Below are 18199 nucleotides of genomic sequence, written 5' to 3'. Positions count from 1 at the left end.
CAAGCCCCCTCTCCGTTTTTGTCGAAGAGGGGGCTTTAAATTCTTAAACAGCGGTGATTAGAAGCGCAGGAAGGCGCCGATATTTCCGGCTTTCTCCATCTTCTCCGCCTGCATCACGACATCCACATCCCCGCCGGAGCGCAAGGTGTGGTTCACTGCCAGTTCCACAACATCGTACACCTTGATATAGCGTCCTTCGTTGATGCCTTCTTCTGAAGGTTGCGTGGTGAGGAAGTCGGTCTCGCGTTCGCGGTAACCCACCTTGCGGAATCCTTCCGAGATGACCAGCGTCTGGACGCGCCCCTGATTGACGGCTTGCAGGGTGTCTTCCAGCCCAACCACGGCGCTCGCCCCTTTGGCGGCAAAAGTGATCAGGTCTTCAATCAGGCGCTCCTCGCGGTGTTTTTCGGCTTCATTGCCGACCTGCATGGCACGCTGAAGCACCTCGGCATGGCTGGCGGTCATGCTCATCGGAAACGTGCCTACTACCAGACTGAGCCAGGACTTGGGAAGGTGAGAGCGGAATTGCTGGACGTTTTCATCCGTGCCGGCAATCAGAATACGGCGCACTTTATGGTGTTCAAAGAAGCGGGTGGCGTATTCAACTGTGTCTTTCATGTTGCGCTCGATTTGTTCTTCCACGGCGCGGGTGCGTCCAGCCACGCCGCCCCTTCTGCCCGGGAACGAGGAAGCCCCACCGCGCTTGACCTGCTTGATGGCTTCGCCCATGATGCCTTCCTGTTCCACCAGTGTACCCATGTGGAAGTAGAACAAACGTGCGCCCTGTTTATCTACCAGCACAACGCCGTACCCGCCGTAACTATCCAGAAGCCCAGCCAGAATTTTCACGCTGGGACGATCTCCAACATGAATCGCATTGCGCACAGGAACCGCCAGCGGAATGCCGCGGAAAAAGCCCTCCTGTGCGCAAGAGAAAATCGCCACTCCTCCCCCGGTGAAGGGGTATTCAAAATCTAAGTAGCGGTGGATTGCCTCTACATCCTGCGGAAGGTTGATGTCTTTGAGCATACTGCGCGCCCGCAACCGGTGAAAATCGGCATTGCCTTCAGATGGATCCGTATTGAGGTACAAACTCAGCACGGGGGCGGGTGCGACAAACTCAACCAGTTCCCGCAAGTCATGTTCGGTAAACATGGCAACCTCCTTATTCAGATTGTTGAAAGAACGTGATGCCGCCTCTCGGCGGGATAGCATGGGTTAAGGTCGTTTGTCCAGCGTGACGGTCACCTCCATTTCTTTGTTATCGCGCAGAATGGTGAGAACGATGGTGTCGCCGGGGCGTTTGTAGATCATCAGATAACTGAGCAAATCGCCAAACACACGCACCGGGCGTCCATCCACGGCGATGATTAAATCACCACCGGCAGGCAAACCGGGGATGGATGAGGAACGCGTCCCCGCGCGCAATCCCGCTCGAGCGGCAGGACTGTTGGGGCGTACTTCCAGAACGTACGCTCCGGTTGCACGGGGTAATCCCAAGGCTTCCTGCATCATCAGGGTAATTTCCTCCTGACTGCTCACCCCCAGGTAGGGATAATCATATTTCCCGTTCTTAATCAATTCTGGCACAACTCGTGCCACGATGTCAACATTAACCGCAAAGCCAATTCCACTGTTGGTGGGTTCGCCCAGCGCGGTCATGGTGGTTGTGCGGATGGCGCGGTTCACGCCAATGACTTCGCCGTTCAGATTCAACAGGGGTCCGCCTGAGTTGCCCGGGTTAATGGCGGCGTCGGTCTGAATCAAACCGCCGGTGGAGAAAAAGCCCCCCTGCGGCGCTTCGCGCAGCGATTCCAGCGTTCGCCCCTTGGCGGAGACGATTCCCAGCGTCATGGTGCTGGAGAGTCCAAAGGGGTTGCCGATGGCAACCACCGTTTGTCCCACTTTGACGGCTTCGCCACTGCCCAGGGGGAGAGGATGAAGTTCCTCTGGCGGGACGTTCACTTTGACCACCGCCAAATCCGAGTCCGGGTCGGTGCCGATGACTTCCCCGCGCACCTTAATCCCCGAGGGAAAATCCACTTCTAAATCCGTGGCACCGTCCACCACATGGAAATTAGTGATAATGTGCCCTTCGCGGTCATAGACGAAGCCCGACCCCTGACTGCCGCCAGTTTCGGTCAGCACCTGTAAACTCACCACACCGGGATTGACCTGTTCGTATAACGCTACCAGCCGGTCCTGATGAGAAACCAGGTCGGGGACTGAAACGCTGGCAGGTGGTTCAACCGCGGGAGTCTGGACGGTCACGGGCGCTGCGGCGGTGGGGCTGGGAATGGGTTGGAGCGTTTCGGGAAGTGTAAAACGGCAGGCAAGGGTGACTAGGGCAAGGAAGATCACGCCAAAAAACAGGGAAATGCGATGTTTCATACCACCTCTATTAAAGAAACTTGGGCGGAGCAGGTCAACTGCTCTTTATTTAAGCCGCGCCAGTTGTTCAAATAAGGCGCGTTGTTCAGGGGTAAGATGACGGGGAAGGCTCACCTTTGCACGAGCATATAAATCCCCGCGTTGGGAAGGGTTCTTCAGGTATGGCATTCCTCTGCCTGCCAGGCGGAAAGTTTGCCCGGGTTGTGTGCCTGCGGGGATGGTGAGAAGCACGGCACCCTCCGGCGTTTGCAAGCGGGCTTCACCCCCCAGCACCGCTGTGTACAAATCCAGGTCGAACTCGGTGTAAATATCGTGCCCTTTGCGTTCAAAGCGTGGATCGGGGGTGATTTCCACCACCAGGTAAAGGTCGCCCCGTGTGCCGTCGGGCATCACCTGTCCCATGCCTGCCATGCGGATTTTGGTGCCGTTATCGGCACCGGCGGGAATTTTGACCTGAACGCGCCGCCCGTCAATGTCCAGGGTACGCTCGCCGCCGCGGTAGGCTTCTTCAAAAGTAATCTGAATCGGGTACTCTACCGGCGCAGGGCGCGCCGTGCGTGTGCGGGTGCGGGTTCCCGCAGTGGCGGTACCGGCAGATCTGGCATACCCGCCAAAGATGCTCTGGAAGAATTCCGAAAAACTCCCGCCGAACAAATCGTCCAGATCGCCAACTTCCACCCGTACCCCGCCGGCTGGTTGCGAAACCCATTGACTCCAGTCAAAGCCGCCGGGTGCTCCAGATTGCTGCCAGCGGAAGTACGAGTCACCTAACTGGTCGTAACGCCGTCGCTTTTCCGGGTCGCTCAGCACTTCATAAGCCTCGTTGATTTCCTTGAATTTTTCTTCGGCTTGTTTGTTGCCCGGGTTGCGGTCAGGGTGGTATTTTAAAGCCAACTTGCGGAACGCCCTCTTGATTTCATCATCGCTTGCGTTCCGGTTCACACCAAGAATTTGGTAGTAGTCCTTGTATTCCATCCCTTTCATTGTATGCGTTTCTTAAAGGGAGTGTCAATACACTGTGCACAGGTTTTTACGAAATTCTTATATCCAAATTCAGATTGGGCGAGCATTAAAGGCGTCCCCTCTAAAATGTGATGGTCAGTCCCCCGTCCACCACGATAACCTGTCCCGTGATGTAAGAGGCGTCAGGCCCTGCCAGAAAATAAGCCACTCCGGCAATTTCTTCCGGTTGAGCCGCGCGACGCAGTGGCAGGTGGTGCCCCTGAACGTAATTTTGCTGAAACCACTCGCTTTGTAATTCGTTGACGCCATTTACCACGCTCATAGGGGTATCCACGAACCCCGGCGCAATGGCGTTGACCAGAATCCCCCGATCTGCCCATTCCAGCGCCAGCGCACGGCACATCTGATTGATCGCCGCTTTTGCCATGCTGTAGGCGCTGGCGCCGCGCTCGGCGCGTTCTCCATGAATGGAAGTGATGTGAATGATACGCCCGCCTCCCCTCATCCATCGGACTGCCAGTTGAGAAAGCCGCAACGCACCGTTGACCATGGTGTCGAAGGATTTTCTCCATTCTTCCAGCGGTACTTCCAGCAGGTCAACCGGTGTGAAGATTCCCGCACAGTTTACCAGGGCATGCAATTGCCCCCAATGAGTACGAATCAGTTTGTCCAGCCGTTCAATGGTGTGGGCGTCCTGCATATCTCCGGCGCAGAGAAAATGATTGCCCGCAGGACATTCGCCCAGCAATTCCCTTAAGAGAGGTTCACGGCGGGCAAGCACGCCAACATTCCAGCCCTCACGGGCAAAACGCAGAGCGGTTGCCCTGCCAATCCCGGAAGAGGCTCCACTAATCAGTACATTGTGGCTCATAGGTTCTCATCCTCAACGATTGATGGAAAGTTCCGTTCATTTCATTCTATCTTAACGTCAATTCGGGGTGGTTCTGATTTTTGCCACATCAAACTCACAGGCACAGATATTCATGGAAATTTGCATTTGTTCAGCATTCTGTACGCCTTGGCAGTAAACATTTGCCCTCAATCTCATGGTCCCAACTGTACTCCAATGGTTTTGGAAAGTTGGCTTTCTCAAAGTTTGAGGATATAATACCTTACACGGATTAATGTCATTTGTCCGTGTCTTTTGACAAGGAGGCGTTCAGCAATGGTAAGGGAGACCATCAGTGCCGAGTCTGTAGCCCAGGCAATTTTGCGCCGTATCAACAGTGGGTTGTATGCGCCTGGAGATCGTCTTCCACCGGTGCGAAAACTGGCACAGGAGATTGGCTCAAACCGCAATACGGTGAACAAAGCCTACCAGATGCTTCTGGATATGGGGGTCATTGAGTTATCTGCCAGTGGCTGGCACGGGTATCTGGTGAAGCGGGTAGAGGGGGGAGAAGGTAAGACCAAAAGCGAATTGTTGAATTATTTCTACAGCCAGTTTGTAGAACTGGTGTGGCAGGGCATGGCAGCGGGACTTTCCTCGGAAGAATTGATGGAGATTCAACGCAAAGCCGTTGGGGAGGTGTATGCGCAGAGCATGGTGGAGATGGTTTTCTACGAATGCAATGATTACGACACCACCGAAATGGGCAAACGCCTCAATGAAGTGTTAAATTTGCCGGTAGAGTACAAAAACATTTCCCATTTTTATAAAAATCCCACTGCTGTCTTGAAGAGCAAAGACCTGATTATCACTACCTATCATCACCTGGCGGAATTGACCACGGCGATTCGCCAGCAGGGTTTTCCTGCCAGTAAAATTGTGGGGATTGACACCCGTCTCACTGCTGATTCGTTGTTGAAGATTGCTCGTCTTCCCAAAGAGCGCATAGCGGTTATTTGTACCAATCAAAATACCGCTCACACCATCAAGCATACCCTCTACGGCTACCGTCCGGAGTGGCAAATCGAAGCCATGGCGGCGGAAAACCCCGATGCCGTACGCAGGCTGGTGGAATGGTGCGATCATCTCATCGTGACCCATACCAGCGCCGATCAGATTCAGGAATGGACGGGACGCATGCCGGACGTGGTGGTCAATTTCCAGATTGATGAACAATCTATCGCTTTCTTAAACCAACGTATTCATCAGATTCGCATGCAGAAATTACAGGGAGATTCCCATGCTGAGGGAATCGAAGGGAAAAACCTTGATGAAACCTAGTTCTTTTGCTTTTGGCGAACGGGGATGTTCCCTGATCTTTGAACCTTGCGGGGTTTCTCTGGCTTTGAAGCAGTTGCATGGGGAAAAACGGGCATGGCTTGCGGTTTCTCAACCTTCCGGTTTGGCTGGTGTGCAGGTGAACGGCAAACGCTTTACCGTAGAGGCGTTGAAATTCCTTGGCAGAGAGACTGATCAACCCGCTCCCGGGGTGTGGCAGGACGTGCTGTCCTTTGAGGGGGAGGGGTGGGAGTTGCAACAGGTCATCCGAAGGTACGATGGCTTTCCACTGGTGGAATTGGAGCCGCGCCTCATCAATCGGGGAAATGTGGAGATTGTAGTGGAGCGCCTCGATTCGCTGGATTTGAGACTGCCATCCAGTGGGCTGACTCTTCTGGGCTACAGCGGCAACTGGGGGAGCGAGTTTGAACCGCTCCAGTTCAAGCCTTATCAGCCCTTTGTGCTGGAATCCCGTTTTGGGCGTTCATCCAAAGGGCATCATCCCTGGATGGCAATGCTCTCCGATGAGGAGGAGATCCTTGTGGTGTCCATTGCCTGGTCGGGAAACTGGGTGATGCGCTTTGATCCGCTTGGCGGAAAGATTCTGCACTTCACAGCAGGCTTGCACGACTGGCTCTTTTCCAAACGTCTCCAGCCAGACGAGTCCTTCAGAGGGGCTCCTCTTGTTCTGGTTACAGGGGAAGATCTGAACGTCGTTTCGCGCCATCTGGCGCGCGTGGGACGTCAGTACTGGTATCCTCAGAATGAATTGTCGCGTCGTTTGCCGGTGGAGTGGAATCACTGGTGGCCCTATGAGGACGTTGAGATTAACGAGGAAATCTTCCTGGCGAATGTGCACAAAGCCGCCGAATTGGGCTTTGAAGTGTGCACGCTGGATGCAGGCTGGTTTGGTCCCGCCGAGGCGGGAACCTTTTGGTACGATTATCGTGGCGACTGGCATCTGGTCAATTCGGCGCGTTTCCCTCATGGAATTCGCTACCTTGCTGATCGGGTTCATGCGCTGGGAATGAAGTTCGGTATCTGGTGCGAAATTGAAGCCCTTGGCGAGAAAGCCCGGCTCGCCGTAGAGCGTCCGGATTTGCCTGCTTTGCGGGATGGCAACCGCCTGGGTTATGTATGTATGGGCAACCCTGCTGCCCGGGAATGGGCGTATCAGACGCTTTCCCGCTTGATACTGGAATGGGGGTGTGACTGGATTAAACTCGACTTCAACCTCGACCCCGGCGCAGGGTGTAACCGTACCGATCACGGTCACCAGGAAGGGGATGGCTTGTATGAGCACTACCGCGGGTATTATCAGGTGCTTACTCGTATCCGCCGGGATTTTCCCCATGTGGTGCTGGAGAATTGTTCTTCCGGTGGCTTGCGCATAGATCTGGGAATGATGCGCCAGACGCACGTAACTTTCCTTTCCGATCCCGATTGGGCGGTGCATGACCTGCAAATCTTCTGGGGAGCCAGCACCATGCTGGCACCCAACGTGCTTCTGCACTGGACGTTCAGTCACTGGCGCAATGTCGACCCCCCTCCGCAACAGCGTTTCAATCCTCACGATCCTCATCTAACGCATCAGAAATGGGATTACTACTCGAGGATTTCCATGCTGGGCTGGTACGGGCTTTCGCAAAAATTGCCCGATTTGCCGGGTTGGCTGGCAGAGCGTGTGGCTTACCATAACCGTCTTTATCAAACGGAAATCCGAAGATTCATTCGTGAAGGCGACCTGTACCGTTTGAGTGCACAGCCGCTCCGCAGTGGTATGGGGGAACGTTGGGCAGTGTTCCAGTATGCCATGCCCGATGAAAGTGAACATCTCCTTTTCATTTTCCGGTTGCCTGGTGGTGAACCGTCTTACATTCTGCGTCCGGTTGACTTACAGCCTGAGCGTCTTTATCGAGTGTATGGGTTTGAGGGCGAAGGGGAATGGCACTTATCCGGACGTGACTTGATGGAAAAAGGATTGAGCATAGATTGCTTACAGGAAGAAGAGTCGCTCTTGCTTAAGATGGAGTGATTAATCCTATATCTGGTTTACAGGAGGATCAGCATGGCACAACTTCAGCCTCTCCGCATTCATGGCGTGTGGCTGGGAATTGAAGAAGCCGAAGAACTGCGCTTTCCCAGCGCTGCCGACTGCAACAGTCCCTGCTGGTGGAAAGACTACCGTCTGCACGTATTGACTTCTACAGGGCATCCGGTGCTTTCTGCTGGCAGGGATCTGTATCACCTGGAACGCGTGGGAGAAATTACTTTTACAGCCTTCCGCGATGGAGGTCGCTGGATTGAGTCGGTTTTTCTCGATGAGGATGGCACACTGTACGGATGGTATCACAACGAACCTGCCCATCTAATTGGGGAAGAGTATCAAAAAGGCAGACAGTTCCCCTTAACCGCTCCGATGATTGGGGCGGTGGTTTCTCATGATAACGGGAAGACCTGGGATGATTTGGGAATTGTCCTCAACGGTGGTCCCGAAACTCTGAACCTGGAACAGCATAATTACTGGTTTGCCGGAGGTAATGGGGATTTCAGTGTGCTTTTAGACCGTCAGCAGGGTTATTTCTACTTTTTGTTTGGTACGTATTACCGCGATGTGACTCAGCAGGGCATTTCTATTGCCCGACTGCGCTTTGAGGACCGTGCCTGTCCGGTGGGACGGGTTTGGAAATGGTATGAGGGAGAGTGGAGCCAGCCCGGGCTGTTGGGAAAGGTTACCCCGGTCATCCCCGTGCAGGCAGACTGGTACAGTCCCAATCCGGATACCTTCTGGGGTCCTTCGGTGCATTGGAATCGAGTGCTTCAGCAATATGTTATCCTGATGAACCGCGCGGTGGATCCACGGTGGGCGCAGGACGGTATTTACATCAGTTTTACGCCTGACCTGAGCCAGCCACACCTCTGGACGCCACCGGTCAAGATCCTGGACGAGCGGGGCTGGTACCCCGAGGTGATTGGTTTGGAGCCGGGCGACACCGACCGTGATGCAGGCGCTTCAGCGCGCCTGTTCATTCACGGGGTATCGCGGTACATTCTCCACTTTGGGTAAACTCCTGGTCCCTTGGGGGGTGGTGGGAGAAATTATTCTTTCACTGCTCCCAGCATAATCCCGCGAACAAAGTAACGCTGCAGGAAAGGATAGATGATCAGGATAGGGATCATTGCCACGAACAATTTAGCGGCGTTGAGGGTAGCATTGGAGAGCTTGACCATCAGTTGGGCCTGCCCGCCGTGCAGGATGGGGCGGTCGGCAATGACCAGTTGTTGAATGTATGTTTGCAGGGGGTAGTTGTCCGGGTTGTTCATCAGGATTAAGCCGTCGAAGAAAGAGTTCCAGTGTCCCACAATGGAAAAGAGGGTAATGGTTGCCAGCGCAGGCAGGGAGGTGGGCAGGTAAATATGCCACAGCAACTGCCAGGGGTTCGCCCCATCAATACGGGCGGCTTCGTCCAGTTCTTTGGGAATGTTGCGGAAGAAATTCATCAGGATGATGACATTCCAGATAGGCACTGCACCCGGCAATACCAGTGCCCAGATGGTGTCAATCAGTTTGTACTGGGCAATGGTCAGATACCATGGGACAATTCCCACGTTTAAGATCATGCCAAAGACGAACATCCAGATGAAGATGTTGCGACCGGGGAAGGCTTTCTCGCTTCGCGAGAGGGGGAAAGCGGTGAGTACGGCTAAAGCAAAGTTCAGCAAGCCGCCGAGGGCTACCCGCAGGACGGAGATTCCGAAAGCGCGCCAGAATTTGGTATCCTGAAGGATGTACTCGTATGCTGTCAGGTTGAACCCGACCGGCGTCAGTTTGACCATCCCGCCGCTGACAGCGGCGCGCTCGCTGAGGGAAATTGCCAGTGTGTTGATCAATGGAAGCAACGTGGAGATGCCCAGTGCAAGCAGAAAGAGGGCTATGAACCAGTCAATGATGCGGTCCTGAAGTCTTTTTGAGGTAATCATGCTCATTCCCCTTGGCTTAGAAAATGCGGTAATTGGCAAATTTCCCGGCGATCCAGTAAGAAATGCCAATCAAAATCAGCGAGACTACCGTCTTGAGTAATCCAACGGCTGTGCCAATGCTGTATTGGCCCTGAATCAAGCCGATACGATACACATAGGTATCCAGAATATCGCCAGTGGAGTACACGATGGGACTGTAGAGGTTGAAAATCTGGTCGAAACCGGCATTCAGAATATTGCCAAGGCTGAGGCTGGCAACCAGGACAATGGTGGGAAGGATGCCGGGAATGGAGATATACCACATTTTCTGAAAACGGTTGGCTCCGTCCAGTTCCGCCACTTCATACAGGGTGGGATCGATGGTTGTCAGCGCCGCCAGATACAGGATGGCTTCAAAACCAAATTCCTTCCAGACATCGCTCAGGATGATGACCCATGGAAAAAGGTCGGGCCTGCCCAGAAAGTACACGGGACCAACGCCGAACCATCCCAGGAAATCATTCAGCAACCCGTTGCGCGCCAGTACTGTGCGGAGAATGCCTGCCAGAATCACCCAGGAAAGGAAATGAGGCAGGTAAACCATCGTCTGCACGGTACGCTTGACATGCAGGTAACGCAAGTCGTTCAACAGGAGGGCGAAAACGATGGCTGCCAGTTCCAGAAGGATAATTTTCATCACCGCGATAAAAATGGTGTTGAAAAAGACCTGCTGTGCATCGCGGACACGGAAAATGTATAGAAAGTTTTCCAGCCCTACCCAGGGAGAATTTTGAATACCCAGCGCCGGGTTGAATTTCTGAAAGGCAATCACCGAGTAAAACAACGGCACGAAGGTGAAAGCAATCAACAAAACCAGCCCCGGGAAAATCATCACAAAGTAACTGATGCGATCGGAGTGCTTCTGCATGTCCTTTTTATAAGATACCAGAGGGGTTTGATTCAATTTACAATTTTTTGGGAAGGAATGAGCGGAGCAGTTCCGCCTCACAGGCCTGATGAACTGCTCCACTCGTTCGCTACTTCACTGGAATAATCATTTACTGATTCATTTTATCCAGCAACGCCTGACCGCCGCTGGCATACCATTCCTGGACGAATTTGTCGAAATCATCCAGCGGGCGAGCGCCGGTCATAATTTGCAGGAAGGTTTCCTCTTCCATCTTTTTCAGCGCAGGCCAGTTCTGGTCATTGGCAAGCACACGTGCAGCAATGGGATCGGTGCGTACTTCGTTGTATCCCTGCGCCAGCAGGAGTGCCGCATCCAGACGCGCCATGCGGGTTGCCCAGTTGGATGGATTGCTGCGCGGGGCGGCAACATCGGCTTTGATTTGCTCAAATTCCAGTTTCATGGCATCGCCGAAGGTGTTGGGGTCAAGTTTGCCATCCAGTGCGTCCCTGTACTCGCGTCCCATGCGCTCAACCACATACGGCTGTTCAATCAGGAAGGGGATGGGGAAGAGCAAGCCCCAGATTTCGTTGAAGTTGGGGTAATACTGCGGGGCATTGTTCAACCCGTAACTCAGGTCGTTCTGGACGTTCAAAATCTTCAGAGCCACTTCGGGATGCGGATACCCTTTGCGTACCACCACAAAACTGTAGGTGTAATCACCCATTGAGAAGGTGTATCCGCCATTTTTGTCCTGAATCAGGTAGGGCTGCCAGTCGGCGTTGGGGTCGTTGGTCACCGAGTCCACCAGCGGCCACCATGGAATCCACCAGGGTCCCATCATGATGCCCGCTTTCCCACCGACGACAATTTCATTGGCTTTTCCGGCATCTTTGGTGGCAAATTCGGGGTCAATGATTCCCTCTTTATACCATCGGGCAATCAACCCCAAAGCCTCCTTGACTTCTGGCTGGAGGGAGCCGTAAATAATCTTGCCATCCTTGTTGCGGTAGAACAATTCCGGGAAAGCCCCATAGGCGTTGAAGAAAGCGTCAAATCCGTGCAGGTTGCTGGGGACATTGATGGGGTTCATCGTGCCGGTCAAGCCGTAAGTGTCGGCGACGCCGTTGCCATCAGGGTCCTGTTCGATGAAAGCCCGGGCTATTTTCTCGATATCTTCAACCGTCTTTGGGGGTTGTAAGCCCAGTTTATCCAGCCAGTCTTTGCGCACAAATGCCATGATGGGCGCATCTGCCTGGGGTTGGACGTTGGGAATACCCATGATTTTGCCGTTGATGGTGGCGGCTTGCAGAGCGACGCCCTTAGTTTGGGCATAATTTTCCAGGATGTCTTTGTTGGCGTACTTTTCAATGTAAGGGGTCAGGTCTTCGATAGCATCGGCTTCAGTTAATTGCTGTAATTGAATGGCATCTACGATCATCACATCGGGAATGTCCCGGCTGGCAATCGCCAGATTCAGTTTATCCAGATAAGCGTCGCTGGTCACCACCCATTTGAACACCACGTCAATGTTCAGGGTATCTTCGATATACTTCAGGGCGCGGTTGTTTTCGATGGTCTCCCCTTGAGGTAATGTGCCGGCGCTTTCCTGTCCGCCCTTCACCACCGAGACGGTGATGCGTTCATCATATGGGTGGTAGGGATCGGTGTTGCGCCATTCTCCCCATTGATATTCCGGAGTGCTGGTCGGCGCCGCACCTTGAGGTTGTTCTGGTGTGGGCTTGGGTGGCTCGGTAGGCGCTTGGGTGGGGGTGGATGGTGTTGCACAGGCTGAGAGAATCAGCGAGAGCACCACCAGCAGTAAACCTGTTTTGGTCATCCAGTGTTTAGTCATGGTTTCTCCTCCTCGAGTTACAACTTGGAAAACAGATGGATGTGTGTACAGGGACGAAAAAACATCCCTTGAAACCTAAAAAATGGACAGGGCATTAAGAAAAAAGCAAAACCTCCTCCTCTCTGACCGGAGCAAAACGGGAAAAGGGATGAAAATTGTCATTTGTCGAAAGCCTTTGGACAACTAAATTAAGTATATAGAGGGGAAAATAAAATGTCAACTCTGTCACGATGAAAGTCTGGACATAATATGAGAAAAGGCATTGTGGACTGAGATGTGTCAGAGCCTTTTGTGAGGTGAGTGGATATGCGGAACTGGTATTTAAAGGTGTTTTTCTTCCAAGAGTGTGCTTTGAAAACGGTTAACAGATTGCATAAATCGAGTATCATAATAAACATATCGGGGAAAATTTATGGATGTGACGATCCTGGTTTCCATGTTAATTGTTCTGGCGCTGGTGCTCCTGGCGTTGCTGGGAACGGTGCTTTTCCTGTACCTGAAATGGACGCGGGAGGTGGAGGAAACCGTTGTGCTCATCGAAATGTACCTGAACGAGGTTAATGAGCGCGCGCGGGCGGCGGCGCTGGCAATTCATGAGTATACCCCCATCCAGCGCCAACCCTACATTGGCACGCTTCAGGAACTCTCCGGGCGTATGCAAAAGGTGGACGTGGAAAGGCAGAATGTGGAGAACCTGCTGATTACCCTGTATGACCGTCTGAATGCTATCCCCGGGACGGCTTTTCAACAACTCATTCGTGCTTTCCCCGAAGCCCAGGAAAACCATCTGCTGGCACTTCAATTGCGCCGTGCACAAAAAGTGCTGGATGGCTCGCTGAAGGATGCTGAGCGTTTGGTGGAACGTCTGCGCAGGTTACCCGAGCAAATTCACAAGCGGGTGACTCAGGCGGTTAGTAAGATGGACGAAATGCAGGGCTTGCTGGGGAAGTTGAAGGAAGCCGGGGTGGAGGGAGAGAAAATCCTTCAAGCCGAGGACGCCCTTCAGCAGTTGCTCACCCTGCGCGAGCATCTACCGGCTCAACTGTTGACCCCTGCTCCACCGGAGGACAACGCAGACATTCGCGAAGCTGTGACCCTGACCTACGCACGCATGGAGCATATTGAACCGCTGCTGGACGAATGGCTTCCGCGAGTGCGAGCATGGGAGCAGGACTACCAGCGCGCGCTGGAGGTTTATGAAACTCTGCGCAACCGTGCCAGGCATTTCCGTACAGCGCTGGAAACACCGCCCCCTAACCTGATCATAAACGGATTTATTGAAGTCGTTGACCAGGTGCGCCAGCAGGCAAAGGTTCTCAATCAGCGTCTCTCTCAGCCCCAGGTAGATGACCTGAGTGCCATTGCACGCGAAGCCCAGCAACTCGATCAGCAAATTGTACAAGCCGCCGAGCGTTACGACCGCGCGAGCCGGGATCTGGTAGAACTGGAGCGCGTGCTGTTAGAAATTGAATCCCTGCACAAACAGACCCAGGAACTTATGGAAAGTGCTGAACAGCAGAGCGTGTATTCCGTTCAGTGGCAGGTCAGTCGTCCTCTCTGGGAGAAACACGGGGAACAAATGGAGGCGTTGGGAGGACGGGAGCGCCGCCGCACGCCCGATGAGGTGGAAAAAGACCTTGTTCAAAGTGCAAAGCTCCGTGAGGAAGTCTCTCGATTGCTGACACAAATTCAGGAAAGCGTTGCTGTCCATGCTGAACTGGTCAGGCTGTTACAGCACCCTCATCTGGCGGAAGGAAAAATCTACCTTGCCTCAGTTCAGCCAACGATTGAAGGCATCCGTGCGTTTGACCCTGTCAACTGGCGTCGAGAAGAGCGCTTTGGAGAACTGGACGGCGAATTCAAGGAGATTCAACGTTTACAGTCTCAAGTGGTACCGGGGGATGCTTCTGTCCCTATTCCGGAAACTGTGTTAAAGTCTCGCCTTCAGGAAGCCCAAACGCTGAAAACCCTGCACGAGCAGTTACGCCCGCGTTTCCAGCAAGCCAAAGTCCGCCTGGATGAAATCCGCGAGAAGCAAAAGACGGCTCAGGAAGACCTGAATCGCGCCATGAAGACCATTGATCATCTTACCCTGCTGATAAACGATCAGCCTTTCCTTCAGGCGTTGGCAGCATCGGAATTGAAACGCCTCAGCACGGAAATCTCGCTGAAACAGGTGGAACTCAATCAGCAGTCGCGCGGCGCGGTGGAGAAAAAAGTCTCTCAGGTGCAGGTCTTGCTGGATGGGTTTAACCGTTCCCTCATCACCTGGCTGGAAAAATTGAATCAGGAAATCACCTCACAAGCCGGGCGCCTGGAAGGGATGCTGGCTCAGTTAGATGGAGTGGCAAGGATTCAGGATCGCACCGTGCAGGATGCGCGTATGCTGGCAGGACGCCTGAGTGTTCCTCCTTCTTTCAATCCCGCGGGGATGGACTTTACCGAACTGGCGGGCGAACTCAAGCGTCGCAGTAATGACTGGCAAACGGTCACTGCCTCACTGCGGGCGCTGGATGAATTGTCCCGCACGGTACTTTCCACAAATCAGGAAGTCCAGCAAGCTCTCAAAGCCGTGCAGGAACTGCTTCAACAGGCGGGCAGACGGGCTACAGGCCGGCGCACCTGGCCCCCTCACCGCCAGGCTTTTGGAGAACTGGCTTCACAGTACCATGCCCTCTTGAGTCGTCACGAAGCCTTGCGCGAGCGTACGTGTTCCCCCGCCGAAGCGGTCAAGTTGCTGGGGGAGATTTTGCGGGAACTGGATCGACTGGAACAGCAACTGGAACAAGCCAACCGCGAAGCCGACCGTGAAGAACAGGAAGTCATCCAACGGGAGCGCGACATCGAAGACCTGAGCCGACGCTGGGAGAGCATGGGTGCGCGTTTTGGCAGGGAAAATGCCACCGCGCAGGACATCCAGGCGATGCTGGCGCAGGTCAATAGTCGGGTAGAATTTCTGCACAAACAATACCTGCGGGGTGCGCTGGATTATGATACCGTTCTGCGTGATTTAAGCACCCTGATGGACGAATTGCGCAATGCCAGGTTTACAACCAACGATGGAAGGCAGATCAGTTTAGAGTGATGAGTACCCTTAAACCCGCTTTTTCGCTGGAATTGAATCTGATTCGTGTGTTTCTGGTGCTGGTGTCCTTGCTGGGGTTTGCCAGTCAGACGACCTTCTGGGTCATCGTTGCCGTGGTGATGGATGGGCTGGTGTTCCTCAGCCTGTATGCCGATTTAATCTGGGTGGATGTGCTGTCCAATGGTTTGCGCCTGCGCCGCTGGATTGGCAAAGAAAACACCATGACCTGGGATGAGGTGGAGGAAATTCAGTTTAACGATTTGGAAATCCGCCTGGTGGGCAAAGGGCGCAAGCACCGTCTGACCTTTCCAACCCAGATGCGCGGCTTGGATGACCTGATTCGTAACATGCTCAAACGCTTCCCCTCGGCGATGTGGCGTCCCGCTTCGATGAGCCAGCCGGTGCGACTGGAGGGGTACACGCTGATCTTCTCCGAGGGAATGTCCCGTCAGCGCTATCCGCTTACAGCCGTGCGCGGATTGGATCTTGTGGAAGAGTATAACTTCTGGTCGGGGGTGAAGTTCCGCTCGCGGGTGCGCCTTTCGGGAAATCAAGAACATACTTTCTCAGGAATACAAACCTTTATTCTTCTTTTCAACTGGACGCGCAAAGAACCGGTTACCTAAAGCAAGCGGATTTGTTCGGCTTGTTCAAAAAATGGTGGGTCGGCATCCAGCAAACTTTCCCATTCCTGCAGGGCCAGACCAGGACGTTCATAAAGATTGCGCACATGCCGAAACTTGAGCAGATGCCAGCCCTGCAGGGCTTCTGCCAGACGTGGGTCGCGCTTTAACTTCAGGCGTAACAGGCGCGCGCGACTGCCGGGGAAGACCATCACGCATTGCCGGGCAGGTGCTGCGGGGGTGCTCAGGGCATATTTGCTGACGATGGAGGAAGCCAGCAGGTAGAACAGGTACACTGCGCCAAACTCGTGGGGTGTCCACACCAGCGGATTTTCTCCGCTCACCGTGAATCCCAACCGCTCGCCGAGTTCGCTCAGCAGACGTGTCATCTCCTTCAGATCGGCACGGCGGTTGCGGGGTTGTTCTGCCGGAGCAAGTTGCCAGTGCCCGGGCGATTCCGCGGTTTCCACGCCGTAGGACTCCAGCACCGCCCCTATCCATTCCAGCGAGGGGGTTTGTTCACCGGGAAACTCCTGGCATATTTTGGTATCGAGGTCGTACCGGGAAATTGTGGGATGCTGAAGCAGCGTTCGTACCACCTGTTGTTCCACCCGGTCGGCAAGAGGCAGGGGAAGGTCTTCCGGTGGCTCTGCCAGATACCACAAACTGCGCTCTTCATCCTGCGCCGATCCGATGTAGCGCCTGAAGGTATGAGCGTGGGAGATGGCTTTGCTGAACTGGTTTTGCAACAGGGTGATGGCATCGGAGGGCAGAGTTTGTCCTTCAGGAAAGAGTGCTCCCGACTGCGCAGCGCGAGCAATCCCTGCGGTGTATGCCGTCAGGTAAGAGACGGGTTCAGCGCGGATTGCCATACATTCTTCCATGCCTTCGGCAAGCAGGGTTTCGGTTTTGAATAAGGAGCGTTCCGCAGGCAGTAGTCCTCGTTTCCAGAGCATTTGCCCCAGCCCGCTTTCATCCTGAAGCGCCCAGCCCTGTAAGCCAAAACCGCTGGCAAACATGGCGGAAATGACTGTCGACAGGAAGCCCGGCACCATTTCGGTTAGCAAACCGGCGACAGGGGTTTCTGCCGGAAGAGCGCGGCTGAGCGGCGAAAGCACATGAAATAACGCCGAGGTATGCCAGTTCCAATCGAAGCGTTTGCGCGCCAGCGCTGCGTGCAGAGATTGGGAAGACTCCCGCCCCCAAAGCCACCCCGACCATAAGGCTGAAAGTGTCCAGAAGGCTTGATTGGGGCGGGGAAAAACGGTCATGACCACGCGAGGGGTGATGCTAGCCGGCAGAGGCAACAGAGTGCGAATCGAGTCGGTGTACAGGCAAATACCGCCGCTGGCGGGCGGCAGGTGAGGGTAACGGGCAAAGGCTACCGGTGTTTGCGCCTGTGTCCACAGGGGAATGGCTTCTTCCATCACCTGCCACAGATTATGCTCACGAAACTGAGGTGGCATACTCAACTGGCGCGGACGTGTCATGCCGCCGGGATGATGCCACAGCGCGCTGGCAGCATCACAGGCACTGATGAGCAGAGCATCCAGAAGGCGGCGCCTGGAGTCATTCAGCATCAACCCTGTGGTTTTGTTCATCAGCGTAGTCAGGGCGTAGAGGGGGCGCGGCAGGAACATTTCCAAAGCACTGCGCACCGCCTCGTAGTGGTCGTCATTCTGGTCTGCCACGCGCGCCACTGCCCGGGCGCGCGCCAGCGCATCGTTCCCTGGCAGGCGCAGGGCTTGCAGGTCAAAAGGTTCTATCTGGAACTCACCCTCGACTCCACAGTGTGGGCAGTGGAGGATGCGCGCGATTGGATGTTCAGCACCGCGCGTCCATACGTATCCGCTGGCGGCAATCTCCATTCCGCAGGAAGGGCAAAGGGTGCGGTAGAGGCCGGCAAGATGGCGTTCCAGGCGTTCCTCGCCTGTGCGTGCGGCTCCCAGGGCTGCCAGAGTGGCTTTCCATTCATCCTCGTTGGAGGACTGTGCCAGTACTTCCACCATAGCGGCAAGAACAGGGTTGCGGGTGCAGAACAGCACCCGGTATCCGGCGCGGGCGGCTTCCAGTGCCAGCCACGGAGAAGAGCCAAACGGGTCAAGTACCCACTCGCCGGGCTGGACGAGTTGAGAGAGCCACGTTTCCACCATCCCCCTGGGGAGTGGAGGAAGATACCGTCCCAGTGGAAGTACGGGTGGCGCGCCTTTCCCGGGGATGAAGGATAACGGATTTTTAACCATGCCTT

13 protein-coding genes are annotated in these 18199 nt (G+C 54.4%); 5 read left to right on the top strand and 8 right to left on the bottom strand.

Going from position 1 to position 18199, the window contains the following annotated elements; translation table 11 throughout:
* Window positions 1-57: 57 nt before the first annotated feature.
* From ANT_RS12890 to ANT_RS12875, 4 genes are all read right to left on the bottom strand, one after another.
* Window positions 58-1155, bottom strand: a complete 1098-nt coding sequence (locus tag ANT_RS12890) for a baeRF10 domain-containing protein (RefSeq protein WP_013560967.1) — start codon at window positions 1153-1155, stop codon at window positions 58-60.
* A 63-nt stretch (window positions 1156-1218) separates the two neighbouring features.
* Entirely contained in the window at window positions 1219-2391 is a 1173-nt protein-coding gene (locus tag ANT_RS12885; protein ID WP_013560966.1) for a S1C family serine protease, read from the bottom strand.
* Between the two features lie 45 nt (window positions 2392-2436).
* On the bottom strand, window positions 2437-3375 hold the full coding sequence (locus ANT_RS12880; RefSeq protein WP_013560965.1) for a DnaJ C-terminal domain-containing protein: 939 nt from the start codon (window positions 3373-3375) through the stop codon (window positions 2437-2439).
* Between the two features lie 100 nt (window positions 3376-3475).
* A complete protein-coding gene (locus ANT_RS12875; RefSeq protein ID WP_013560964.1) occupies window positions 3476-4225 on the bottom strand; it encodes an SDR family NAD(P)-dependent oxidoreductase in 750 nt (249 codons plus the stop codon).
* A gap of 294 nt (window positions 4226-4519) precedes the next feature.
* On the opposite strand from ANT_RS12875, the gene ANT_RS16620 reads away from it, so the two are divergent.
* Genes ANT_RS16620 through ANT_RS12860 form a run of 3 tightly spaced genes read left to right on the top strand, consistent with a single transcriptional unit; the run spans window position 4520 to window position 8588 of the window.
* A complete protein-coding gene (locus tag ANT_RS16620; protein WP_013560963.1) occupies window positions 4520-5524 on the top strand; it encodes a GntR family transcriptional regulator in 1005 nt (334 codons plus the stop codon).
* The gene (locus ANT_RS12865) at window positions 5514-7556 is read left to right on the top strand and encodes an alpha-galactosidase (protein WP_172634625.1); all 2043 of its coding nucleotides are present in this window, start codon (window positions 5514-5516) and stop codon (window positions 7554-7556) included. Before ANT_RS16620 ends, ANT_RS12865 begins: the two co-directional genes overlap by 11 nt.
* 33 nt (window positions 7557-7589) lie before the next feature.
* Window positions 7590-8588, top strand: coding sequence for a sialidase family protein (locus ANT_RS12860; protein WP_013560961.1), 999 nt, complete (start codon window positions 7590-7592; stop codon window positions 8586-8588).
* Between the two features lie 32 nt (window positions 8589-8620).
* Here the strand turns inward: ANT_RS12860 and ANT_RS12855 are convergent, their stop codons facing one another.
* From ANT_RS12855 to ANT_RS12845, 3 genes are all read right to left on the bottom strand, one after another.
* Window positions 8621-9502, bottom strand: a complete 882-nt coding sequence (locus ANT_RS12855) for a carbohydrate ABC transporter permease (RefSeq protein ID WP_041455044.1) — start codon at window positions 9500-9502, stop codon at window positions 8621-8623.
* Between the two features lie 16 nt (window positions 9503-9518).
* Complete coding sequence (locus ANT_RS12850) at window positions 9519-10409, bottom strand: ABC transporter permease (RefSeq protein ID WP_041455673.1); 891 nt, start codon at window positions 10407-10409, stop codon at window positions 9519-9521.
* Window positions 10410-10539: 130 nt separating this feature from the next.
* Window positions 10540-12243 (bottom strand): extracellular solute-binding protein, encoded by a 1704-nt coding sequence (locus ANT_RS12845; RefSeq protein ID WP_013560958.1) that lies wholly within the window; start codon window positions 12241-12243, stop codon window positions 10540-10542.
* A 412-nt stretch (window positions 12244-12655) separates the two neighbouring features.
* On the opposite strand from ANT_RS12845, the gene ANT_RS12840 reads away from it, so the two are divergent.
* Window positions 12656-15328, top strand: a complete 2673-nt coding sequence (locus ANT_RS12840) for a coiled-coil domain-containing protein (protein ID WP_013560957.1) — start codon at window positions 12656-12658, stop codon at window positions 15326-15328.
* Complete coding sequence (locus ANT_RS12835) at window positions 15328-15954, top strand: hypothetical protein (protein ID WP_013560956.1); 627 nt, start codon at window positions 15328-15330, stop codon at window positions 15952-15954. The genes ANT_RS12840 and ANT_RS12835 overlap by 1 nt, the downstream gene beginning before the upstream one ends.
* Here ANT_RS12835 and ANT_RS12830 read toward each other — a convergent pair.
* The gene (locus ANT_RS12830; RefSeq protein WP_013560955.1) at window positions 15951-18194 is read right to left on the bottom strand and encodes a hypothetical protein; all 2244 of its coding nucleotides are present in this window, start codon (window positions 18192-18194) and stop codon (window positions 15951-15953) included. The genes ANT_RS12835 and ANT_RS12830 overlap by 4 nt on opposite strands.
* Between the last annotated feature and the right edge of the window lie 5 nt (window positions 18195-18199).

The organism is Anaerolinea thermophila UNI-1 (assembly GCF_000199675.1).
Classification (GTDB): domain Bacteria; phylum Chloroflexota; class Anaerolineae; order Anaerolineales; family Anaerolineaceae; genus Anaerolinea; species Anaerolinea thermophila.
Note: the sequence above shows the minus strand (reverse complement) of the source record. Positions and strands in the feature narration are given on the sequence as shown.